Here is a 17,664-nt window from a genome sequence, read left to right as displayed (position 1 = left end):
CCGGGCGCCGAGAACGGGTCGACCCTTTCGCCACAACCAGCAGCAGGACAGCCGGTGCAGCCACAAAAGAAAACCAGTTTTCAGGATATCCGGGACGAGGTGCTGCGCCGCATTCAGGACCGGGTTTGGGATCAGGGTGCCCTACTCCCCACTGAACAGGAGTTGTCCGAGGAATTCGGCTGCGCCCGCGCCACAGTGAACCGCGCGCTGCGCGAACTGGCCGAACGTGGCATCATCGACCGCAAGCGCAAGAGCGGCACGCGCGTTGCCATCGCGCCGGTGAAACAGGCGCGGCTGGAAATCACCGTGACCCGCCAGCAGGTCGAGGACATGAATGCGGTGTATCGCTACCGGCTGGTCAGCCGTGCCGCCGTGCCCGCGCCGGGGTGGCTGTCCTCGCAGATGGGGCTGATGGCGGGGGCAGAGGTCCTGCATCTGCAATGCATGCATTACGCCGACAACAGCCCCTTTCAGTTCGAGGACCGCTGGATCAATATCGACGCGGTACCGGATGTCGCGGAGGCGGATTTTTCGCAGACCGGACCGAACGAATGGCTGCTGTCACGGGTCCCCTTTTCCAATGCCGAAATCACCCTGTCCTCGGTGGCGGCGGATGCCGCGCTGGCCGGATTCCTTGGCACGCAAGAGGGCACGCCACTGTTCCTCATGGAACGGGCAACCTGGTTTCAGGAGCAGCCGGTGACTTTTGTCCGGATGCATTTTCACCCGGGCTACCGGATGCGCACCCAGTACTGATCCCGCACCTGAACCTTAGCCAGCCTTCAGCAGTAGCTGGCTTTCGTATCCTTTCAGCGCCGGACGGGCAGAAGGGCCGTAGGCGGACCAGTCGCCGCCAATGAGGTGCAGGATCTCCGCCCGCGTTTCACCATCAAAACTGGCAGCGGTTTCAAGGCCGGGATGATAGCTTTCGCTCTCCAACCCGTTGCCCCGGATGATCTCGTGCCGGTCAAACAGCAGGTGCACATAGGTCACCGGGCCGCCATCACGGCGCATGCGGATGCTGTCGCCGTTGACCAGATCCTTGGCCTTGACCAGAACCTGCGGCGCACCAAACAACAGCTCTGCCCGATCCGAGGACACAAGAACCCGGTGGCAGGGCGACAGCTCTAGCGCAGCGTGATCGCCCAGCGCGCCTGCGACCAGGACAACCGGCGCATCGGCGCCCTCTGCGCGGCGGTGGCTGCGGCCGACCCAGCGCAGCGGCTGCAATCCATTGTCACGGGTATGAACCAGAGTACCCGGCTCCAGCCTCTCCACCGGCTGCAGCCCCGCGGCGGTATCAATTAACGTCCCGGCCACGAAACAGGGGACCGTGGTCATTTTCACCAGACCCGTGTCGGTATTCCCCAGCCCATCGGCAACCGTATAGGTAAAAGTCGTGGTCTCGGGATCGTCGACATCATCCTGCGCGGCAATGTCAAAGGTGCCATCGTCATTCAGGGTGATGCGCTGGCCGCCCGACAGGGTGACGGTGCTACCCGCCACCACCGGCTGGCCGTTGATATGGGTGATGGTCAGCGTCGTGCCGGGCGTGTGGCTGTCATTGGTCAGCACATCCAGCGTGTCCGAACTGCCCTCATCCAGCGTGATTGCGTCATCCCCTGCCACCAGCGCGGTCTGGATAGAGTCCCCAGCGATCAGCAGGTTGGAATCGTATTTATCATCACCCGCATCCGCGATGCCGATCTTGATCGAGTTCACCTGCCCCGGCTTGACCGGCGCGGTCAGCGTCAACGTGATGGTGAAGCCATCCATTTCGGTATTGTAGGTGTCGTCATGCTGGTTGTTGTCGACATAAAGATCCTGGTTCGACCCATCGTTGATATTGTCGATGGAAATGTCACCGCTGCCAATCGTCAGCTCGGCCTGCTCGCCGTTGACCCAGACCCCGACCGCGTCGTTGAACCCCTTGTTGACGTACTCCAAATACTCTTCCGAGGAGAACACGAACTGCATGGTCAGCGTCGAGCCCGCGGGAATAAAATTAGCCTCGAACACCGCCGCATCATAGGTCTGCATACCCGCCAGATCGGTCAGGTCGGAATCGCCCGCTTCTCCGTGGCGCGTCGTGGTCCGCGAGCTGGTGTTCACGTCACCGCTGCTGTTGGTCACATCCGCCGCATTGCCAGTCGACAGGATCACGCCGGTGTCCGAGGGGGTGATTTCAGAGGCAACCGTGTCGCCATCCGAATAGATGCCTGAGGCGTCTTTGGCGCCTGTGTAGCTGGCATTGAGAACGGTAATTCCGCTGCCGAACATCGCATCCGCCATCTGCGCCGCAGAGGCTGAGGTATCGACGGGCAACTCGGATGCAATGGGCATAAGATCGGTCCTGAAAAAGCATGAGCAAAACAGAAAATCGGCCCGGCGCGTGAGAACCGGCCCCGCCTCCCTTAGCAGACCCGGAGTTGAGGATCGGTAAACCAGCGCAAATGACAACCGCGCAGACCACTTCTGCAGGCTCTAAGACGATTGACCGCGCAGCGCGCCCCGCGTATGGCCTGCGCCATGGAAAAGAAGAAACCCTCCCGCCAGCAGGTCTATACGCTGCTGGTTCAGATTGGCCGCAAAGAAGGCGACGGGCTGCCCGATGGCGCCTCGGGCGCTGCGCTGATGGTCTATGCCTCGGGCGTGGATGAAGCCGAAGCCGTGCGCGAAACCGTGGCGATCCTGAAACAGGCCGACACCGCGCCGCTGGATGTGACCGGATACGGCACCCTGGCCGAGCGCGAAGCCGAAGGTCACGAGATCGGTGAGGAAGAGCGCGAGTTGATGGACCGCGCACTGGCGGAGAACGCCGTTATCGTCGCTCAGATGACGCCGTTCTTTGACGGGGAAGAACCCACCATCCACTGAACGCGTAACCGGGGGTCCAGATCACCTCGATCCGCCGAACCAGCGTTTATAAAGCTGATCATAAGTGCCGTCTTCTTGCAGTGCCAAGAGCGCGCGGTTGGCTTCTTCCGTGTGCTCTGAGCCCTGCGGGAACAGAAGACCGTAATTCTCCCGCAGGAAAGCAGACCCGATAGTGCGCCCGTGGGCCTCGCCTTCGTGTGTGACGTAGTAATTCAGCACCGGCGCGTCAAAGACCACCGCGTCGATCTTGCGCCCCTCAAAAGCTTCGATCAGCTCTTCCAGCCCCGGGTAGCCATAGAAATCGATATCCCGCCGCTGCAGGAAACCCGACGCCGTCGAACCCTCGATGGTGCCAACCCGCTGGCCATAAAGGTCATTGACGGAATTCACCTTGCCGGTGATCGCCTCGACCGTCATCGCCGTGGTGATCTTTGCGACAAAGACCGACACCACGAACAGCGATGAAATCACCAGCAGCACCCCGAACAGGCGACCGATAGGAGTGCGAGGCACCCGCTCTTCAAAACCGCCATTCACCACCAGATTCAGCGCCCACCAGAAGGACGGAAACCAGGCCTCTTTCAGCGGTCGGTCGAAATAGGGCTGGGCGCGGCGTTCGAATGTCCACATCAGCATGCCACCCCCGAACAGCAGCAGGAACGCCAGACCGATGGCAATCGCCAGATCCCAGGACAGCATGGCCCGCCACAGCGACGGCGCCCGCACGTCCTCGGCATGCACCATGATCTGCAGCCCGCTTTCGAACACTGGCTGGCTGAAATCCATTTCGGTTTCGCGCGCCGCCGTGATCGAGATATTGGCCGCCGCCATATCCACCGTGCCGTTGCGCACGCCCTCCAGCATCTCGGCAAAGGTCTCGGTCCGGTTGATCTCGTAGTTCCAGCCAAGGCGATCAGCCATCGCCTCCACCAGCTCGATCGAGAATCCGGTATCGACCCCATTTTCCACCATTGAAAACGGCGGCCGCGTCACGGTGTTGACCGTCAGCATCTGGGCCAGGCTAACCTGTCCCCAGAGGGCAAACATCATCAATGGAAGAAGACGGAAGAAAGACACGTCGAAATCACGACCCTGGATTAAGGAAATCAGAAATGTCTTAGGCCGTATAATAGCTTCACGCAAGCGTGATGCCGCGCGCTCCCCTCGGGTCATGCTCTGCCCTGCCCAATGGCGCGGCACAGGAGGCAGACTACTTGCTCAGCCGATCTGCATAGCCGACAGCAAACGCCCCTCAGCCCCGGACAGGGCCCGCCGGGCCGCAGGTCCATAGCCGGTGCCGGTTTCCGGGTCCAACTCGGGGAACAGGGCGCAGATTTCATCCAGCACCCTCCGTTCGAACAGGTTCGGGGTTTCCGGACCGGGCAGGAAGCTTTCGCTGGGCAGGTCCTCAGAATAGATCACCTGATGGCGGTCGAACATCAGGTGGACATACTCCACCTCGCGGCAGGGAGAGGGCCGGACCGTTCTGTCATTGATCAGATCCCGCGCCGCCACCAGAACCTCGGGTTCGCCAAACAGCAGTTCCGCGGCAGCGCCGCGCACCAGCACCCGGTGCTGCGGAGAGACGGACAATGTCCGGTGCGCGCCAAAGCTGCCCGCAGCAATCCGTACCGGTGCCAATTCCCCGGTCCCGGCAACCCGGCGAGATCCGGTCCAGCGCACCGGCTGCGGCCCGTCATCGCGGGTCATGACCAGATCCCCGGGCATCAGGCTCTCGACCGGCACTTCGCCGCGCGGGGTGCGGATCAGCGTCCCCGCCACAAAGCAGGGGATCGAAGTCGCATTCACCACCCCGGTATCTGAATTGGTCCCGTTGCTGACGGTATAGGTGAAGGTGAAATCCTCCACGTCGCCATCCCCGACCAAGGTCAGCGTACCATCATCGTTCAGCTCGACCGTCTGTCCAGTGCTCAGCGTCACCAGCGATCCTGCTGTGACCGCGACACCATTCAGATGGGTAATCGTCAGCGTGCTGCCCGACACATTTGTATCGTTGGCCAGCACATCGATCGTCTTGCTGCCGTCGGCCTGCACGTGCGCCAGATCCGTCTGCGCCACCAGATCTGTCTGGATCGAATCCCCAGCGATCAGAAGGTTACTATCGTATTTGTTGTCGCCCACATCGGCGATACCGATGCGCAGGGTGTTCACCTCATCCGGGTTGACCACCATCGTTAGCGTCATGGTGAGCGTCAGCCCGTCCATTTCGGTGTTATAGGCATCGCCGGTATTGTCGAGATAGAGGTTCTGATTGTTGGTAGAACTGACAGTGTCCGGGTTGGCGGTGTCGCTACCCACCTCCAACTGTACCTGTTCGCCATTGATCCAGACCGAGACCGAGTCTTGATAGATCGAATCCTGGTATTCCGGAAATTCCTCTGAGGAGAAGATGAACTGCATCGTCATCACTTCGCCATCCGGAATGAAACTCACATCCAGATAGGAGGCATCATAGGTCCGCGCGCCAGCAGCCGCGTTGAAATCGGCGTTGTCGTTCTCACCGCTGGTATTGGTGGACTGGTTGGCCCGCTGGTTCGCCTCGCCGCTGGAATTGGTGTAGTCATCCGCGCGGCCCGTCGACAGGATCACCCCAGTATCGCCCGGCGTTGCACCGGGGGCTATTGTATCGCCCCCCGAGTAGATTGCAGAGGAACGACTGTCACCGGAATAGCTCGCGCTGACCACCGTGACGCCGGTGCCAAAGATCTCTTCCGCCATCTGATCGGCAGACGCCGCCAGATTGTAGTTCAGTTCAGACGCTGCCACCATTGCCCTGCCCTCACTCATAACGATGAGACAGACCATCCGGCGCATTGAAACGCCTTTTCGGCGCCATGCGGGGTAAAGACCCTTCCGGGTCCTGTTTTCCGGGATGCAGTGGCCACATGGACCTGTACTGCGCGTTGGTGACCTGCCTCAGGTCTTCTTGGTTAATGGATTATTAACACGATTCTTTTTGCCTGTCCCCGCCTCTGAGGGGGATACACAAAATGACCTTTTTTGCGCCACGTTTCGCCCCCTCTCCGCCCTTTCACAGTCCCATGACCTGCCCCCTTGGCGACCTTCTGGCGGTTTGCACCTTGCCGGGATCCACGCTAGGCCATGACAAACCGGAATTTCAGGAGCCCACCGCATGTCCCCGACCGATCCCGCCCGCCTGACCGCCGATCTGATCCGCTGCCCGTCGGTCACCCCGGAAGAGGGCGGCGCGCTGGAGCTGCTGGAACAGATTCTAAGCGCAGCAGGCTTTGACTGCGCCCGGGCAGACCGCGGCGGGATCAGCAACCTGTTTGCCCGCTGGGGTGCAAAAGGCCACGCCCGCACCTTTGGCTTCAACGGTCACACCGATGTGGTGCCCGTGGGCGATGAAGCGGCCTGGACCGTCGATCCTTTTGGCGCCGAGGAAAAAGACGGCATCCTTTATGGCCGGGGCGCCACCGACATGAAATCGGGCGTTGCCGCCTTTGCCGCTGCTGCCATCGATTTTGTGCACACCACCCCGCCCGACGGCGCCGTCATCCTGACCATCACCGGCGATGAAGAAGGCGATGCGCTGGACGGCACCACCGCGCTGCTGGACTATATGCAGGAACAGGGGGAGGCCATGTCGGTCTGCCTGGTGGGAGAGCCCACCTGCCCCAATACCATGGGCGAGATGATCAAGATCGGGCGCCGCGGATCGCTGTCGGCATGGTTCACCGTGACCGGCAAACAGGGCCATTCCGCCTATCCGCACCGGGCCAACAATCCGCTGAGCGCCATGGCGCGGCTGATGGATCGTCTCGCCAGTCACGAGCTGGATCAGGGCACCGAGCATTTCGACGCCTCGACGCTCGCGGTTGTCACCATCGACACCGGCAACCCGGCGACCAACGTGATCCCGGCGCAAAGCCGCGCCACCGTAAACATCCGCTTCAACGATGCCCACAGCGGCGCCAGCCTGACGGAATGGCTGCGGGCAGAGGCCGACAAGGTCGAAGCCGAGTTCGGCACCACCATCGACATGCAGGTCAAAATCTCGGGCGAAAGCTTCATCACGCCGCCGGGCGCGCTCTCCGATCTGGTCTCAACCGCAGTGGCGGCGGAAACCGGCGTCACGCCGGAGCTGTCCACCACAGGCGGCACCTCAGACGCGCGCTTTGTCAAATCGCACTGCCCGGTGGTGGAGTTCGGCCTCGTGGGCAAGACCATGCATCAGGTGGATGAAAACGTTGAAATCGCGCAGATTCACCAGCTGAAAGCCATCTATTCCCGCATCCTGAAAGACTATTTCGCATGACGGCGCAGATTGCGGTCACCGAGGACCGCGAGGCCTGTTTTCGCCTGCGGTTCGACGTTTTCGTCACGGAACAGGGCGTGCCGGTCGAGGAAGAGATCGACGCGCTGGATGATGTGGCAACCCATCTTCTGGCCACGCAGGATGGACAGCCCATCGGCACCGCCCGCATCGTCTTTGCCGGTGACACCGCCAAGATCGGGCGGGTTTGCGTCACACAGGCTGGCCGGGGAACCGGTCTCGGCAAGGCGCTGATCGAAAAGGCGGTGGAGATCGCCCGCCAGACACCCGGTATGTCCCGCGCCAAGCTGGGCGCCCAGCTGCACGCCCTCGGCTTTTATGAAAAGCTGGGCTTCACAGCCACCGGCCCCGTCTATGATGACGCCGGGATCGATCACCGTGATATGGTTCTGGACCTGAACTAAGATGAAACGCCAAACCCTTGTCATCATGATCAAGGAACCGCGCCCGGGCAGGGTCAAAACGCGGCTGGGACAGGGGATCGGCGTGATCCCCGCCACCTGGTGGTTCCGGCATCAATCGGCCCGATTGATCCGATCCTTGCGTGATCCACGTTGGCAGATCGTTCTGGCGGTAGCCCCGGACCGGGCCGTCACCTCCCGCGTCTGGCCCGCTGATCTACCGCGTCTGCCGCAAGGCGGCGGCGATCTGGGACAGCGCATGAAGCGGATGCTCAAGGCGGCGTGCTCTGTCCCGGTCGATAGGCTGGGCCGCGCCCCGGTGCACGGTCCTGTCTGCCTGATCGGCGCCGACATTCCCGGCATCACCCGCGCCCATATCGCCCGTGCCTTTGCCGCGCTGGGGCATTCGGATGCGGTGTTCGGCCCAGCCACCGATGGCGGCTACTGGCTGGTCGGAGCAAAACACCCGGCCCGCCTGCCGCAAACCCTGTTTCAGAACGTGCGCTGGTCCAGCGAGCACGCGCTGGCCGATTCTGTCGCGACGCTTCCGGGATGGCGCATTGCGCAGACAGACATCCTGAACGACGTGGACACGGCAGCAGATCTGCGCCAAAGCCGCAGCTGACCCGCTCTTTTCATCATGACCTTGTCTTCGGGTCATGATACGCGGGAGATATGACCCGTATCCCCTCCAAGGCCGAAATCCTCGACTGGATTTCCGCCCACCCGACCCAGAACTCGAAACGCGACATTGCCAAGGCCTTTGGCATCAAGGGGGCTGACCGTATCGACCTCAAGCGCGTGTTGAAGGAACTGGAGGCCGAAGGGCACCTAGAGAAGCGCAGGAAAACCTACCGCGATCCAGAACAATTGCCGCCCGTCACCATCCTGACGGTCAAACGTCCGGACCGGGACGGCGATCTGTTTGGCCGCCCGATGGAATGGCACGGCGAAGGGGTGGAACCCATTATCCTGCTGATGCCGCGCGCCTCGGATCCCGCATTGGGGGAGGGCGACCGGATCCTGGCCCGGCTGACCGCCGTCAAAGGCGCGGATCACAATTACGAAGCCCGGCTGATCCGCCGTATCGGTACCAACCCCAAACGGGTGCTTGGCGTCTTTCGCACCGGTGCCGAAGGGGGCCGGATCGTTCCGATCGACAAATCCAGCTCGACCGAATGGAGCGTGGCGCCGGATGCAACGGGCGGCGCCAAGGATGGTGAACTGGTCGAGGCCGAACAGGCCGGTCCCAAGACCCGTCTGGGCCTGCCGCGCGCGCGCGTCGTCGAACGTCTGGGCGATCCATCGGCACCCAAGGCGGTATCGCTGATCGCGATCCACCAGCACGGCATTCCCGATCAATTCCCCGATCAGGTCATGGCCGAGGCGGACGCCGCCAAACCCATTGGCCTGAAAGGACGCGAAGACCTGCGTGATCTGCCGCTGATCACCATCGACCCGGTGGATGCGCGCGACCGCGACGATGCCTGTTTCGCCGAAGCCGACACCGATCCCAAGAACCCCGGCGGGCATGTGATCTGGGTCGCGATTGCCGATGTGGCCGCCTATGTGCGCCCCGGCTCCGCATTGGACCGCGAGGCGCGCAAACGGGGCAACTCCAGCTATTTCCCTGACCGCGTGGTGCCGATGCTGCCGGACCGGCTGTCGGGCGATCTGTGCTCGCTGCACGAAAACGTGCCGCGCGCCTCTGTGGTGGTGCGGATGCAGGTCGACGCCGAGGGCAACAAGATCGGCCATCGCTTCATGCGGGCGCTGATAAACTCCAGCGCCGCGCTCAGCTATCAAGAAGTGCAGGACGCCATGGACGGGCGCCCCAGCGAGAAGACCGAGCCCCTTCTGGAGGACGTGATCAAGCCGCTTTATGCCGCCTATCGCGCCCTGACCAAGGCCCGCGCCGCGCGCCAGCCGCTGGATCTGGACCTGCCGGAACGGCGCATCGTGCTGGATGAAGACGGACAGGTCGCCTCGGTCAATTTCCGTGACCGGCTGGAGGCGCACCGACTGATCGAGGAATTCATGGTGCTTGCCAATGTCGCGGCTGCCGAGACCCTGATCAAGAAACGCACCCCGCTGGTGTTCCGCGTCCACGAAGAACCGGCGCCGGAGAAGCTGGAAGCGCTGCGCGAAACAGCGCAGGCGGCAGGTCTGAACCTCGCCAAGGGACAGGTGCTGCAAACCCGGCATCTGAACGCGCTGCTCAATGCGGCGGCGGGCACGGACGATGCAGAGCTGATCAATATCTCGACCCTTCGGTCGATGCAGCAGGCCTATTACAACCCTGAAAACTTTGGCCATTTCGGGCTGGCCCTTCGCAACTACGCGCATTTCACATCCCCCATCCGGCGTTATGCGGATCTGATCGTGCACCGGGCGCTGATTACCGCCCATGGCTGGGGGCCAGACAATGGCAAGGATGGCCTCACCCCTGATGAAATCGAGCGGTTGGACGACACCGCCACTCATATTTCCGAGACCGAGCGCCGCTCGATGATCGCGGAACGTGACACCACGGACCGCTATCTGGCGGCCTACCTGTCGGAACGGGTCGGCAATGAATTTACCGGCCGGATCAGCGGCATTGCTCGGTTCGGCGCCTTCGTGAAACTGGATGAAACCCATGCCGACGGGCTGGTTCCCGTGCGCACCATCGGACGCGAGTTCTTCCATTTCGATGCTGATGCCGGGACGCTGATGGGGGCCGATACCGGTCTCACGCTTGCCATCGGTCAGCGCGTCACAGTCAGGCTGACACAGGCCGCGCCGGTCACCGGCGGTTTGGAGCTGGAGTTGTTGTCGATCGAGGATCAGGCCCTGCCCAAAGGTGGCAGTGGGCGCGGACGACGCAGCCCGGCGGGCCGCACCGTCAAACGCAAGGCGGCAAAATCCAAACACAAGGCCGCCAAGACCAAGCGCAAGGTCGAACGCAAACGCCGCAAGTAAAACAGTCAATAGATCCGGCCTGCTACGCCGGTTCGGCGGCGCCTTGCGCGCCTCCCGATTGCACCCTTTTGCGATGGACCTGCAATGATTACATTCAAGCTGAGCAGACACTGAACCAAGGTAGTATTCCCATGCGGATCTGGATGAAGGCGGCAGCCCTTGCCGCGACCGGCGCAGTTGCAGCACAGGCCGGACCCGACGAATCGCTGCGCCCCCCGGAGCGCCCTGTCGAACGCGGCGCCCCGGCGCCCGACGGCTCTTACCAGCTGGCGGCGGCGATCTCGTTGCGCCCCCTGAGCCGCCCGAACGGGCTAGCGCCGGGAATTGCCCAGGACGATCAGGTCGAACCGGTCGCCGCCAACAGTGGCTTTCAGGCCTGGATCAACGGCTTCCGACGCCGGGCCATGGCGCAAGGGATTTCCTCCTCGACACTGAACCGCGCCTTTCGCGGGGTGGAGTATGACAACGACGTCATTCGCCGCGACCGCAACCAGTCCGAGTTCACCAAGACGATCTGGGAATACCTAGACAGCGCCGTCTCGGACTCCCGGGTCAAGAACGGCAAAAAGGCCCTGCGTGAACAGCGGCGGCGGCTGAACCGGATCGAAGCCACCTATGGCGTCGACAAGGAGGTCGTGATCGCCGTCTGGGGCATGGAAAGCAATTATGGCAACCACCGCGGCAATATGAACGTCATTCAGTCACTGGCGACGCTGGCCTACGACGGTCGCCGCGGGCGGTTCTTTGAAAAGCAGCTGATCGCAGCGCTGAAGATCCTGCAATCGGGCGATGTCGCACCGCGCAAGATGACCGGCAGCTGGGCCGGGGCCATGGGGCACACCCAGTTCATACCCACCTCTTATCTGGCCTATGCTGTGGATTTCACTGGCGATGGCAAACGCGACATCTGGTCGGAAGACCCCTCTGATGCGCTGGCCTCGACCGCTGCTTATCTGAAGCGGTTCGGCTGGGTCAAAGGCCAGCCCTGGGGCGTTGAAGTGCAGCTACCGCGCGGGTTCAACTATGGTCTGGCCAGCCGATCGGTGAAGAAATCTCCCGCGGAATGGGCCCGGCTGGGTGTCGTTGGAACCAACGGGCGCGCCGTTCCCAACCATGGCACGGCCTCGATCTTGCTGCCCGCCGGCGGGAATGGCGCGGCCTTCATGATCTTCAAGAATTTCTCGGTCATCGAGCGCTATAACGCCGCCGATGCCTATGTGATCGGGGTGGGGCACCTGTCCGACCGCATCGCAGGCGGACCGGCGATCCAGGCGAAATGGCCGCGCGGGGACCGGTCGCTGAATTTCCGGGAACGCAAGGAGCTGCAGCAGCGCCTGTCGCGGGCCGGTTTCAACACCGGCGGCGTCGATGGGAAGATCGGCCCCAAGACGCTGGCCGCGATCCGCAGCTATCAGGCCTCCAAAGGTCTGATCCCGGATGGTTATGCCTCGCTCAAACTGCTGCGCCGCCTGCGCTGAGCCACACCTCAAGACGAGCAAAAGAAAGGCCCCGCATCCTCTGCGGGGCCTTCTTTAAAACAGCGTTCTGTGGCGAATCAGCCCGGGCTCATGCCGCGCAGACGTTCGGAGCGGCGACGCAGCAGTTCCAGCACCGTCAGCAGGCAGATTGAGATCCCCACAAGGATGGTCGCAACCGCCAGAATGGTGGGCGAGATCTGTTCGCGCAGGCCGGTGAACATCTGCCACGGCAACGTCTTCTGACCGGCGGAGCCGACAAAGAGCACCACGACCACCTCGTCAAAGGAGGTGATGAAGGCAAAGAGACCACCGGAAATCACACCGGGCAAGATCAGCGGCATCTGCACCCGGAAGAAGGTGGTCACCGGATCGGCGCCCATGTTCGCCGCAGCACGGGTCAGCGAGCGGTCAAAGCCGACCAGTGTCGCGGTCACGGTGATGATCACGAAGGGAATGCCAAGCGCCGCGTGGGCCAGAACCACGCCGAAATAGGTGCCCTGCATCCCGATGCGGCTGTAGAAGAAATACATGCCCGCAGCCGAGATGATCAGCGGCACGATCATCGGAGAGATCAGGATCGCCATGATCGCGCGGCGGAAGGGTACGTGCGGCTGGCTCAGACCGATTGCCGCCAGAGTGCCGAAGCTCACCGACAGGATCGTCGCCATCGGCGCGATCTTGATCGAGTTCCACAGCGCCTGCTGCCAGTCATCATTGCTGAAGAAGTCCTTGTAGTGCTTCAGCGAATAGCCAGCCGGATCAAAGCGCAGCATTTCCGGAGTGAAAGTGAAGAAGTTCTCGGCGTTGAAGCTGAGCGGCATCACCACGAGGATCGGCGTGATCAGGAAGACGAAGATAACGCCGCAGATCACCCGGAAGCTATAGTGCCACAGCACCTGACCGGGGGTCAGATAGGGCGGCAGATGCGCCCGGTAGCGCGAGGTCGCCAGCCAGAAGATGAACCAGCCCGCGAACCAGCCGAACAAGCCGCCCACCACCGCGGCGGGCAGCCCGCCGAACAGGTAGCCCAGCACCAGGAACAGCGCAAAGGTCGCCCAGCGCAGCGGTTTTTCCTTGTCGGTCATACCCGCAAAGACAAATCCAAGTACGCCCAGGATGGCGCCGCCGACGAGGATCCCGATCAGGCCGGTGGCCTGAGCGGTGCCCACGAAGAGACCAAAGAAGGCTCCGGCGCCGGCTGCCACGGCAGCGGTGAAACCGGGGGTTTGATTTGTAACAGGAGTCAATGCCATGTCGATTATCCCAGTTTCACGTTGTCGATGCCGACGATCTTGTCATAGGCCCAGTAGAGCACCAGAACGACGACCAGAAGGATCGCGCCAAGTGCAGCCGCGAGGCCCCAGTTCAGCGAAGACGAGATGTGATAGGCGATCCGGTTCGAGATGAAGACACCCTTGGTGCCGCCAACGATTTCCGGGGTGATGTAGTAGCCGATGGCCAGAATGAAGACGAGGATCGACCCAGCGCCGATACCGGGCACCGACTGCGGGAAATATACCCGCCAGAAGGCCGTCCAGTTGGTCGCGCCCAGCGACTTCGCCGCGCGCAGGTAGGACGGGTTGATCGTCTGCATCACCGAATACATCGGCAGGATCATGAAGGGCAGCAGGATGTGGGTCATCGCCACGATGGTACCGAACTGGTTGTTGATCATCACCAGCCGGGCGTCATCCGCCACAAGCCCCAGCCAGACCAGCACGTCGTTGATGACGCCCTGTTGCTGCAGCATCACCTTCCACGCCGATGTCCGCACCAGAAGCGAGGTCCAGAAAGGCAGCAGCACCAGGATCATCAGCAAGTTGGCCGAGCGTGTCGGCAGGTTCGCAAGGATCCAGGCCACCGGGTACCCTAGCAGAATGCAGGAACCCGTGATCACCAGAGACATGAACATCGTACGCTTGAGCAGCGTGATATAGATCTGCTGGTTTTCGGGACGCGCTTCGGCGCCATCCGGGCCTTTCTGCATGTCGATGGAGTTCAGGAAATAGCCGCTGGTATATTTCGGGCTGTAGGTCTGGACGGTGCGCCAGTTGTCGACATCGCCCCAGTCTTCGTCGATGTCGAGGAAGGCTGCCTTGAAGGAAATCGGCTCCAGATCGGCCAGTGCTGCGCCTGCGGCCTGCAATTCAGCCGCGCCGGGGCCGCTGTAGCTGGCCAGTTTTTCAGCACCACCGGGGGCCTGTACTTCGGTGGCAAAAGCCACGAAAACGCTTTCCCAGGGATCTTCTTCGGCCACGACATCCTGATCGATGATCGCCGTGAACAGCGCGAAATCGGTATAGGCGGTCGCCATGCGCGGGAAGAGTTCGGAAATCTCGGCGCCGGGAACAAAGCCGATATCGGCCGGGAAAACCTCATCCGTGAGATTGCGCATCTTTTCGCGCTGTGCGGTCAGCAGATCGGAATTGCCCGCCGCGCCACTGCCGCCGGTCATGATTTCGAACCAGAGCGCCTCATCCTTGAGGGCGCGATCTGCAGCGCGTTCGATGGCTTTGACGTGATCTTTGCCGATGTCATCAACCTTGCGGCCGCTGCTGCGGAACAGGGAGGAAATACCGGTCTGTTCATAGTTCAGGCGGGTGCCGAGCTTGGTATGCTCCTTGGCCTCTGCCGCCACAAATAGATCGTAATATAGCTCTTCATATACCGCGTCGCCGGGGGCTTCACCGATTTTGGCGTCCCAGTCGGCAAGGGTGACCACGGTCTTGGGAAGCGTGTCCGAAACGATCCGGTTCTCGACCGAGCGGAACAGCATGTCGCCGATCGGGAGAATGAAGGTCAGAAGGATGAAGAGCAGAAGCGGTGCGATCAGCATCAGCGCACGCATCTTTTGCATTCTCAGGGCGCGGGCCAGGCTGCGCTTCAATGGCGTGCCGTCAGCCGCCAGAACCGGGCCGGATTGGGTGGTGTCGCTCATATCTATCCCTGTGTTTTGCCCGCTGTATCGCCCGCGGGTTTTGCTCTTCCGGTCGTTCAGATGCGACCTGATACGAAGAGTGGGTGCCAGAGAGCGGCGGGCGCTCTCTGGCGAGGTCTTCAGACCGGCTTACTTGGCCAGCCACGCCTGGAATTTGGCGTCGATGTCGTCGCGGTAGTCAGCCCAGAACTCGTAGTTGTAGAGGAACGTGTTCTTTGCGTTTGCCGGATCGGTCGGCATGTGCGGCGCCATGTCGATGCCCAGTTCGGCGTGCTTGCCAACCAGCGGAGCGGAGGACGCACGGGCCGGACCGTAGGAGATGTACTTGGCCTGATCCGCCAGACGCTGAGTGTCGGTTGCGAACATGATGTAGTCCAGCGCGCGTGCTTTACGCTCGTCGGACAGACCTGCCGGAATGATCCAGCCGTCCAGGTCGAACACCTGCGCGTCCCACATCATGGCGACGGGCTGCTTCTGCTCTTCAATGACCGAGAACAGACGACCGTTGTAGGTGGAGCCCATCACGACTTCGCCGTCAGCCAGCAGCTGCGGAGTGTCGGCGCCAGCAGACCACCAGATCACGCTGTCCTTGATGGTGTCGAGCTTGGCCAGGGCCTGCTCTTGACCTTCTTCGGTCTCCAGCACGTCATAGACTTCGTCCTTTGCAACGCCGTCGCAGAGCAGAGCCCATTCCATGTTGTTGATCGGACGCTTCTCCAGAGCGCGCTTGCCCGGATAGGCTTCCAGGTCGAAGACGTCGCAGATGTCATCCGGAGGCGTATCGCCTACCATGTCAGTGCGGTAGCCGAAGGTGGTCGAGTAAACGATCTGCGGGATGAAGCAGTCGGACACCAGCAGTTCGCCGAAGTCTTCGGAGGCCGGGGTGCCATCGGGCGCGGCGGCCAGTTGCTCATCCGCGTCGATTTCCATCGCCAGACCTTCGTCGCACAGACGCATCGCGTCCGCAGCAACCACGTCAACCACGTCCCAGGTCACGTTGCCCGCTTCGTTCATCGCGCGCAGCTTCGCAACCGCTTCGGCCGAGCTTTCGTCGTTGATGATCTTGACGCCGGTCTTTTCAGCATAGGGCTCGTGATAGGCCTTCAGCTGGGAGTTCGAATATGCGCCACCCCAGGACACAATGGTCATCTCGTCTGCCATTTCTGCGAACGCCATCGGCGCGCAGAGCGCCGTCGTGGCGGCAAGGGCTGTCAGTTTGGTGAGTTTCATAAACACTCTCTCCTTGTTGATCTTGAATTTAACTGTGATCCCCCGGTCACTTGGCCGCCGGGGGTTTCAAAGCGCGCGCCGTCGTCAGGCGTCCAGCGCGCGGCAGTCTTCGGGCAGCCAGCCGATTTCAATCTGCTGGCCCGGCTTCAGGCGAACCTGGTCCGGTGCGTTCCGTGTCTTGATAATGAATTCGTCATTTCCCGCCACCCGCAGACGGGTACGGAAGATGTCACCCATGTAGATGAACTCCAGCACTTCGGCCTTCAGGGTGTGGGCGCCTTCCTGCAGGCGTTCCTTGTTGTATTCGACCCGTTCGGGGCGGATGGAAACGCGGGTGCGCTCGCCAGGCTGGGACACGTTGATCGGCTTGCAGTCGATCAATTCGCCACCATCCAGCTGCACCAGAGCAAGACCGTTGTTGATCTCTTTCACGGTGCCTTCAAGGGTGTTGTTCTCACCAATGAACTGCGCGACGAAGCTGTTTTCCGGCTCTTCATAAAGCTGATCCGGCGGCGCCAGCTGCTGAATACGGCCATCGTCGAACACAGCAACGCGGTCTGACATGGTCAGCGCTTCGGTCTGGTCGTGGGTCACATAGACCACGGTAATGCCCAGACGGTGGGCAAGATCGGTGATCTCGAACTGCATCTTTTCGCGCAGCTGTTTGTCCAGCGCGCCCAGCGGTTCGTCCATCAGAACCAGTTCGGGTTCGAACACGAGCGCGCGTGCCAGAGCGACCCGCTGCTGCTGACCACCCGAAAGCTGCGCAGGGCGGCGGCCGCCAAAGGCGCCCATTTCCACCATGTCCAGCGCACGCTTGACCTTCTCTTCACGCTCGGACTTGCCCATCTTGCGGACTTCCAGCGGAAAGCTGAGGTTCTCGGCGATGGTCATATGCGGGAACAGCGCATAGTTCTGGAACACCATGCCGATGCCACGCTTGTGCGGCGGAATGTTGTTGATCGAAACACCGCCCAGACGGATATCCCCGTGGGTGGCGGTTTCAAATCCGGCAAGCATCATAAGGCAAGTTGTCTTGCCAGAGCCAGACGGCCCAAGCATTGTCAGAAACTCACCTTTAGGCATCACCAGGTTAAGGCCTTTGACGACGAGCGTTTCGCCATCATAACTCTTTTGGACACGTTCGAATTCAACGAACGCATCACTGTTTGACGCATCAGCCAAAACAGGCTCCCCGTGTTAATTTGGCAGTTTGGTCTGCACTCGTTGCACTGATGTAAACATACCCACCATGGTGGATGCAACCGGATCGTCCTTTCAGTGCTTGAAACTAGCTTAGGGACTAGCTTTCAGCGGATCGGACCGATTGCGACCGCAAAAGCAGAATTTGCGGCATATTTTAAATGATCATACAGGAGAATCCTCTGCCACGGGCTCCCATTCACGAAAATGTGCAAGAAAAGGCCCTGCGCCGGGAAGATCCTTTGATTCCGGCGCAGG

The 17,664-nt window shown here is 61.5% G+C and carries 14 protein-coding genes; 7 read left to right on the top strand and 7 right to left on the bottom strand.

Annotation, left to right across the window (positions count from 1 at the left end; genetic code table 11):
• Positions 1-54: 54 nt before the first annotated feature.
• Positions 55-756 carry a GntR family transcriptional regulator gene (locus JL2886_RS11745; RefSeq protein WP_065272173.1) on the top strand — a complete coding sequence of 234 codons (702 nt, stop codon included), beginning with the start codon at positions 55-57 and terminating at the stop codon, positions 754-756.
• 15 nt (positions 757-771) lie between these two features.
• On the opposite strand, the gene JL2886_RS11740 is transcribed toward JL2886_RS11745, so the two are convergent.
• Entirely contained in the window at positions 772-2,343 is a 1,572-nt protein-coding gene (locus tag JL2886_RS11740) for a choice-of-anchor L domain-containing protein (protein WP_065272172.1), read from the bottom strand.
• 186 nt (positions 2,344-2,529) lie between these two features.
• On the opposite strand from JL2886_RS11740, the gene JL2886_RS11735 reads away from it, so the two are divergent.
• Positions 2,530-2,877 carry a hypothetical protein gene (locus JL2886_RS11735; protein ID WP_065273666.1) on the top strand — a complete coding sequence of 116 codons (348 nt, stop codon included), beginning with the start codon at positions 2,530-2,532 and terminating at the stop codon, positions 2,875-2,877.
• A 21-nt stretch (positions 2,878-2,898) separates the two neighbouring features.
• On the opposite strand, the gene JL2886_RS11730 is transcribed toward JL2886_RS11735, so the two are convergent.
• Positions 2,899-3,927, bottom strand: a complete 1,029-nt coding sequence (locus JL2886_RS11730; RefSeq protein WP_065272171.1) for a transporter substrate-binding domain-containing protein — start codon at positions 3,925-3,927, stop codon at positions 2,899-2,901.
• Positions 3,928-4,095: 168 nt separating this feature from the next.
• Positions 4,096-5,667, bottom strand: a complete 1,572-nt coding sequence (locus JL2886_RS11725; RefSeq protein ID WP_065272170.1) for a Hint domain-containing protein — start codon at positions 5,665-5,667, stop codon at positions 4,096-4,098.
• Between the two features lie 364 nt (positions 5,668-6,031).
• Here JL2886_RS11725 and dapE point away from each other — a divergent pair, with 364 nt between their 5' ends.
• The 5 genes from dapE (at position 6,032) to JL2886_RS11700 (ending at position 12,035) form a co-directional block, all read left to right on the top strand.
• Positions 6,032-7,177, top strand: coding sequence for a succinyl-diaminopimelate desuccinylase (dapE, locus tag JL2886_RS11720; RefSeq protein WP_065272169.1), 1,146 nt, complete (start codon positions 6,032-6,034; stop codon positions 7,175-7,177).
• Positions 7,174-7,599 carry a GNAT family N-acetyltransferase gene (locus tag JL2886_RS11715; RefSeq protein ID WP_065272168.1) on the top strand — a complete coding sequence of 142 codons (426 nt, stop codon included), beginning with the start codon at positions 7,174-7,176 and terminating at the stop codon, positions 7,597-7,599. Before dapE ends, JL2886_RS11715 begins: the two co-directional genes overlap by 4 nt.
• 1 nt (position 7,600) lies before the next feature.
• Positions 7,601-8,221 carry a TIGR04282 family arsenosugar biosynthesis glycosyltransferase gene (locus JL2886_RS11710; RefSeq protein ID WP_065272167.1) on the top strand — a complete coding sequence of 207 codons (621 nt, stop codon included), beginning with the start codon at positions 7,601-7,603 and terminating at the stop codon, positions 8,219-8,221.
• 50 nt (positions 8,222-8,271) lie between these two features.
• Positions 8,272-10,557, top strand: coding sequence for a ribonuclease R (gene rnr, locus JL2886_RS11705; protein ID WP_065272166.1), 2,286 nt, complete (start codon positions 8,272-8,274; stop codon positions 10,555-10,557).
• Positions 10,558-10,688: 131 nt separating this feature from the next.
• Positions 10,689-12,035, top strand: coding sequence for a lytic murein transglycosylase (locus tag JL2886_RS11700; RefSeq protein WP_065272165.1), 1,347 nt, complete (start codon positions 10,689-10,691; stop codon positions 12,033-12,035).
• A gap of 77 nt (positions 12,036-12,112) precedes the next feature.
• Here the strand turns inward: JL2886_RS11700 and JL2886_RS11695 are convergent, their stop codons facing one another.
• The 4 genes from JL2886_RS11695 to JL2886_RS11680 all read right to left on the bottom strand — a co-directional run bounded on the left by JL2886_RS11695 (position 12,113) and on the right by JL2886_RS11680 (position 17,388).
• A complete protein-coding gene (locus tag JL2886_RS11695; protein ID WP_065272164.1) occupies positions 12,113-13,288 on the bottom strand; it encodes an ABC transporter permease in 1,176 nt (391 codons plus the stop codon).
• 5 nt (positions 13,289-13,293) lie between these two features.
• Positions 13,294-14,973, bottom strand: coding sequence for an ABC transporter permease (locus JL2886_RS11690; protein ID WP_065272163.1), 1,680 nt, complete (start codon positions 14,971-14,973; stop codon positions 13,294-13,296).
• Between the two features lie 129 nt (positions 14,974-15,102).
• The gene (locus JL2886_RS11685) at positions 15,103-16,203 is read right to left on the bottom strand and encodes an extracellular solute-binding protein (protein WP_065272162.1); all 1,101 of its coding nucleotides are present in this window, start codon (positions 16,201-16,203) and stop codon (positions 15,103-15,105) included.
• A gap of 84 nt (positions 16,204-16,287) precedes the next feature.
• The gene (locus JL2886_RS11680) at positions 16,288-17,388 is read right to left on the bottom strand and encodes an ABC transporter ATP-binding protein (protein WP_065272161.1); all 1,101 of its coding nucleotides are present in this window, start codon (positions 17,386-17,388) and stop codon (positions 16,288-16,290) included.
• Positions 17,389-17,664 lie beyond the last annotated feature (276 nt).

Source organism: Phaeobacter gallaeciensis, from assembly GCF_001678945.1.
GTDB lineage: Bacteria > Pseudomonadota > Alphaproteobacteria > Rhodobacterales > Rhodobacteraceae > Phycobacter > Phycobacter gallaeciensis_A.
This window is presented reverse-complemented; position numbering and strand designations above follow the sequence as displayed.

What these genes read in the sequence shown, in the direction of transcription:
- JL2886_RS11740 (WP_065272172.1), bottom strand. Translation starts at nt 2,343, where the DNA reads ATGCCCATTGCATCCGAGTTGCCCGTCGATACCTCAGCCTCTGCGGCG.
- JL2886_RS11735 (WP_065273666.1), top strand. Translation starts at nt 2,530, where the DNA reads ATGGAAAAGAAGAAACCCTCCCGCCAGCAGGTCTATACGCTGCTGGTT.
- JL2886_RS11730 (WP_065272171.1), bottom strand. Translation starts at nt 3,927, where the DNA reads ATGATGTTTGCCCTCTGGGGACAGGTTAGCCTGGCCCAGATGCTGACG.
- JL2886_RS11725 (WP_065272170.1), bottom strand. Translation starts at nt 5,667, where the DNA reads ATGGTGGCAGCGTCTGAACTGAACTACAATCTGGCGGCGTCTGCCGAT.
- dapE (WP_065272169.1), top strand. Translation starts at nt 6,032, where the DNA reads ATGTCCCCGACCGATCCCGCCCGCCTGACCGCCGATCTGATCCGCTGC.
- JL2886_RS11715 (WP_065272168.1), top strand. Translation starts at nt 7,174, where the DNA reads ATGACGGCGCAGATTGCGGTCACCGAGGACCGCGAGGCCTGTTTTCGC.
- JL2886_RS11710 (WP_065272167.1), top strand. Translation starts at nt 7,601, where the DNA reads ATGAAACGCCAAACCCTTGTCATCATGATCAAGGAACCGCGCCCGGGC.
- rnr (WP_065272166.1), top strand. Translation starts at nt 8,272, where the DNA reads ATGACCCGTATCCCCTCCAAGGCCGAAATCCTCGACTGGATTTCCGCC.
- JL2886_RS11700 (WP_065272165.1), top strand. Translation starts at nt 10,689, where the DNA reads ATGCGGATCTGGATGAAGGCGGCAGCCCTTGCCGCGACCGGCGCAGTT.
- JL2886_RS11695 (WP_065272164.1), bottom strand. Translation starts at nt 13,288, where the DNA reads ATGGCATTGACTCCTGTTACAAATCAAACCCCCGGTTTCACCGCTGCC.
- JL2886_RS11690 (WP_065272163.1), bottom strand. Translation starts at nt 14,973, where the DNA reads ATGAGCGACACCACCCAATCCGGCCCGGTTCTGGCGGCTGACGGCACG.
- JL2886_RS11685 (WP_065272162.1), bottom strand. Translation starts at nt 16,203, where the DNA reads ATGAAACTCACCAAACTGACAGCCCTTGCCGCCACGACGGCGCTCTGC.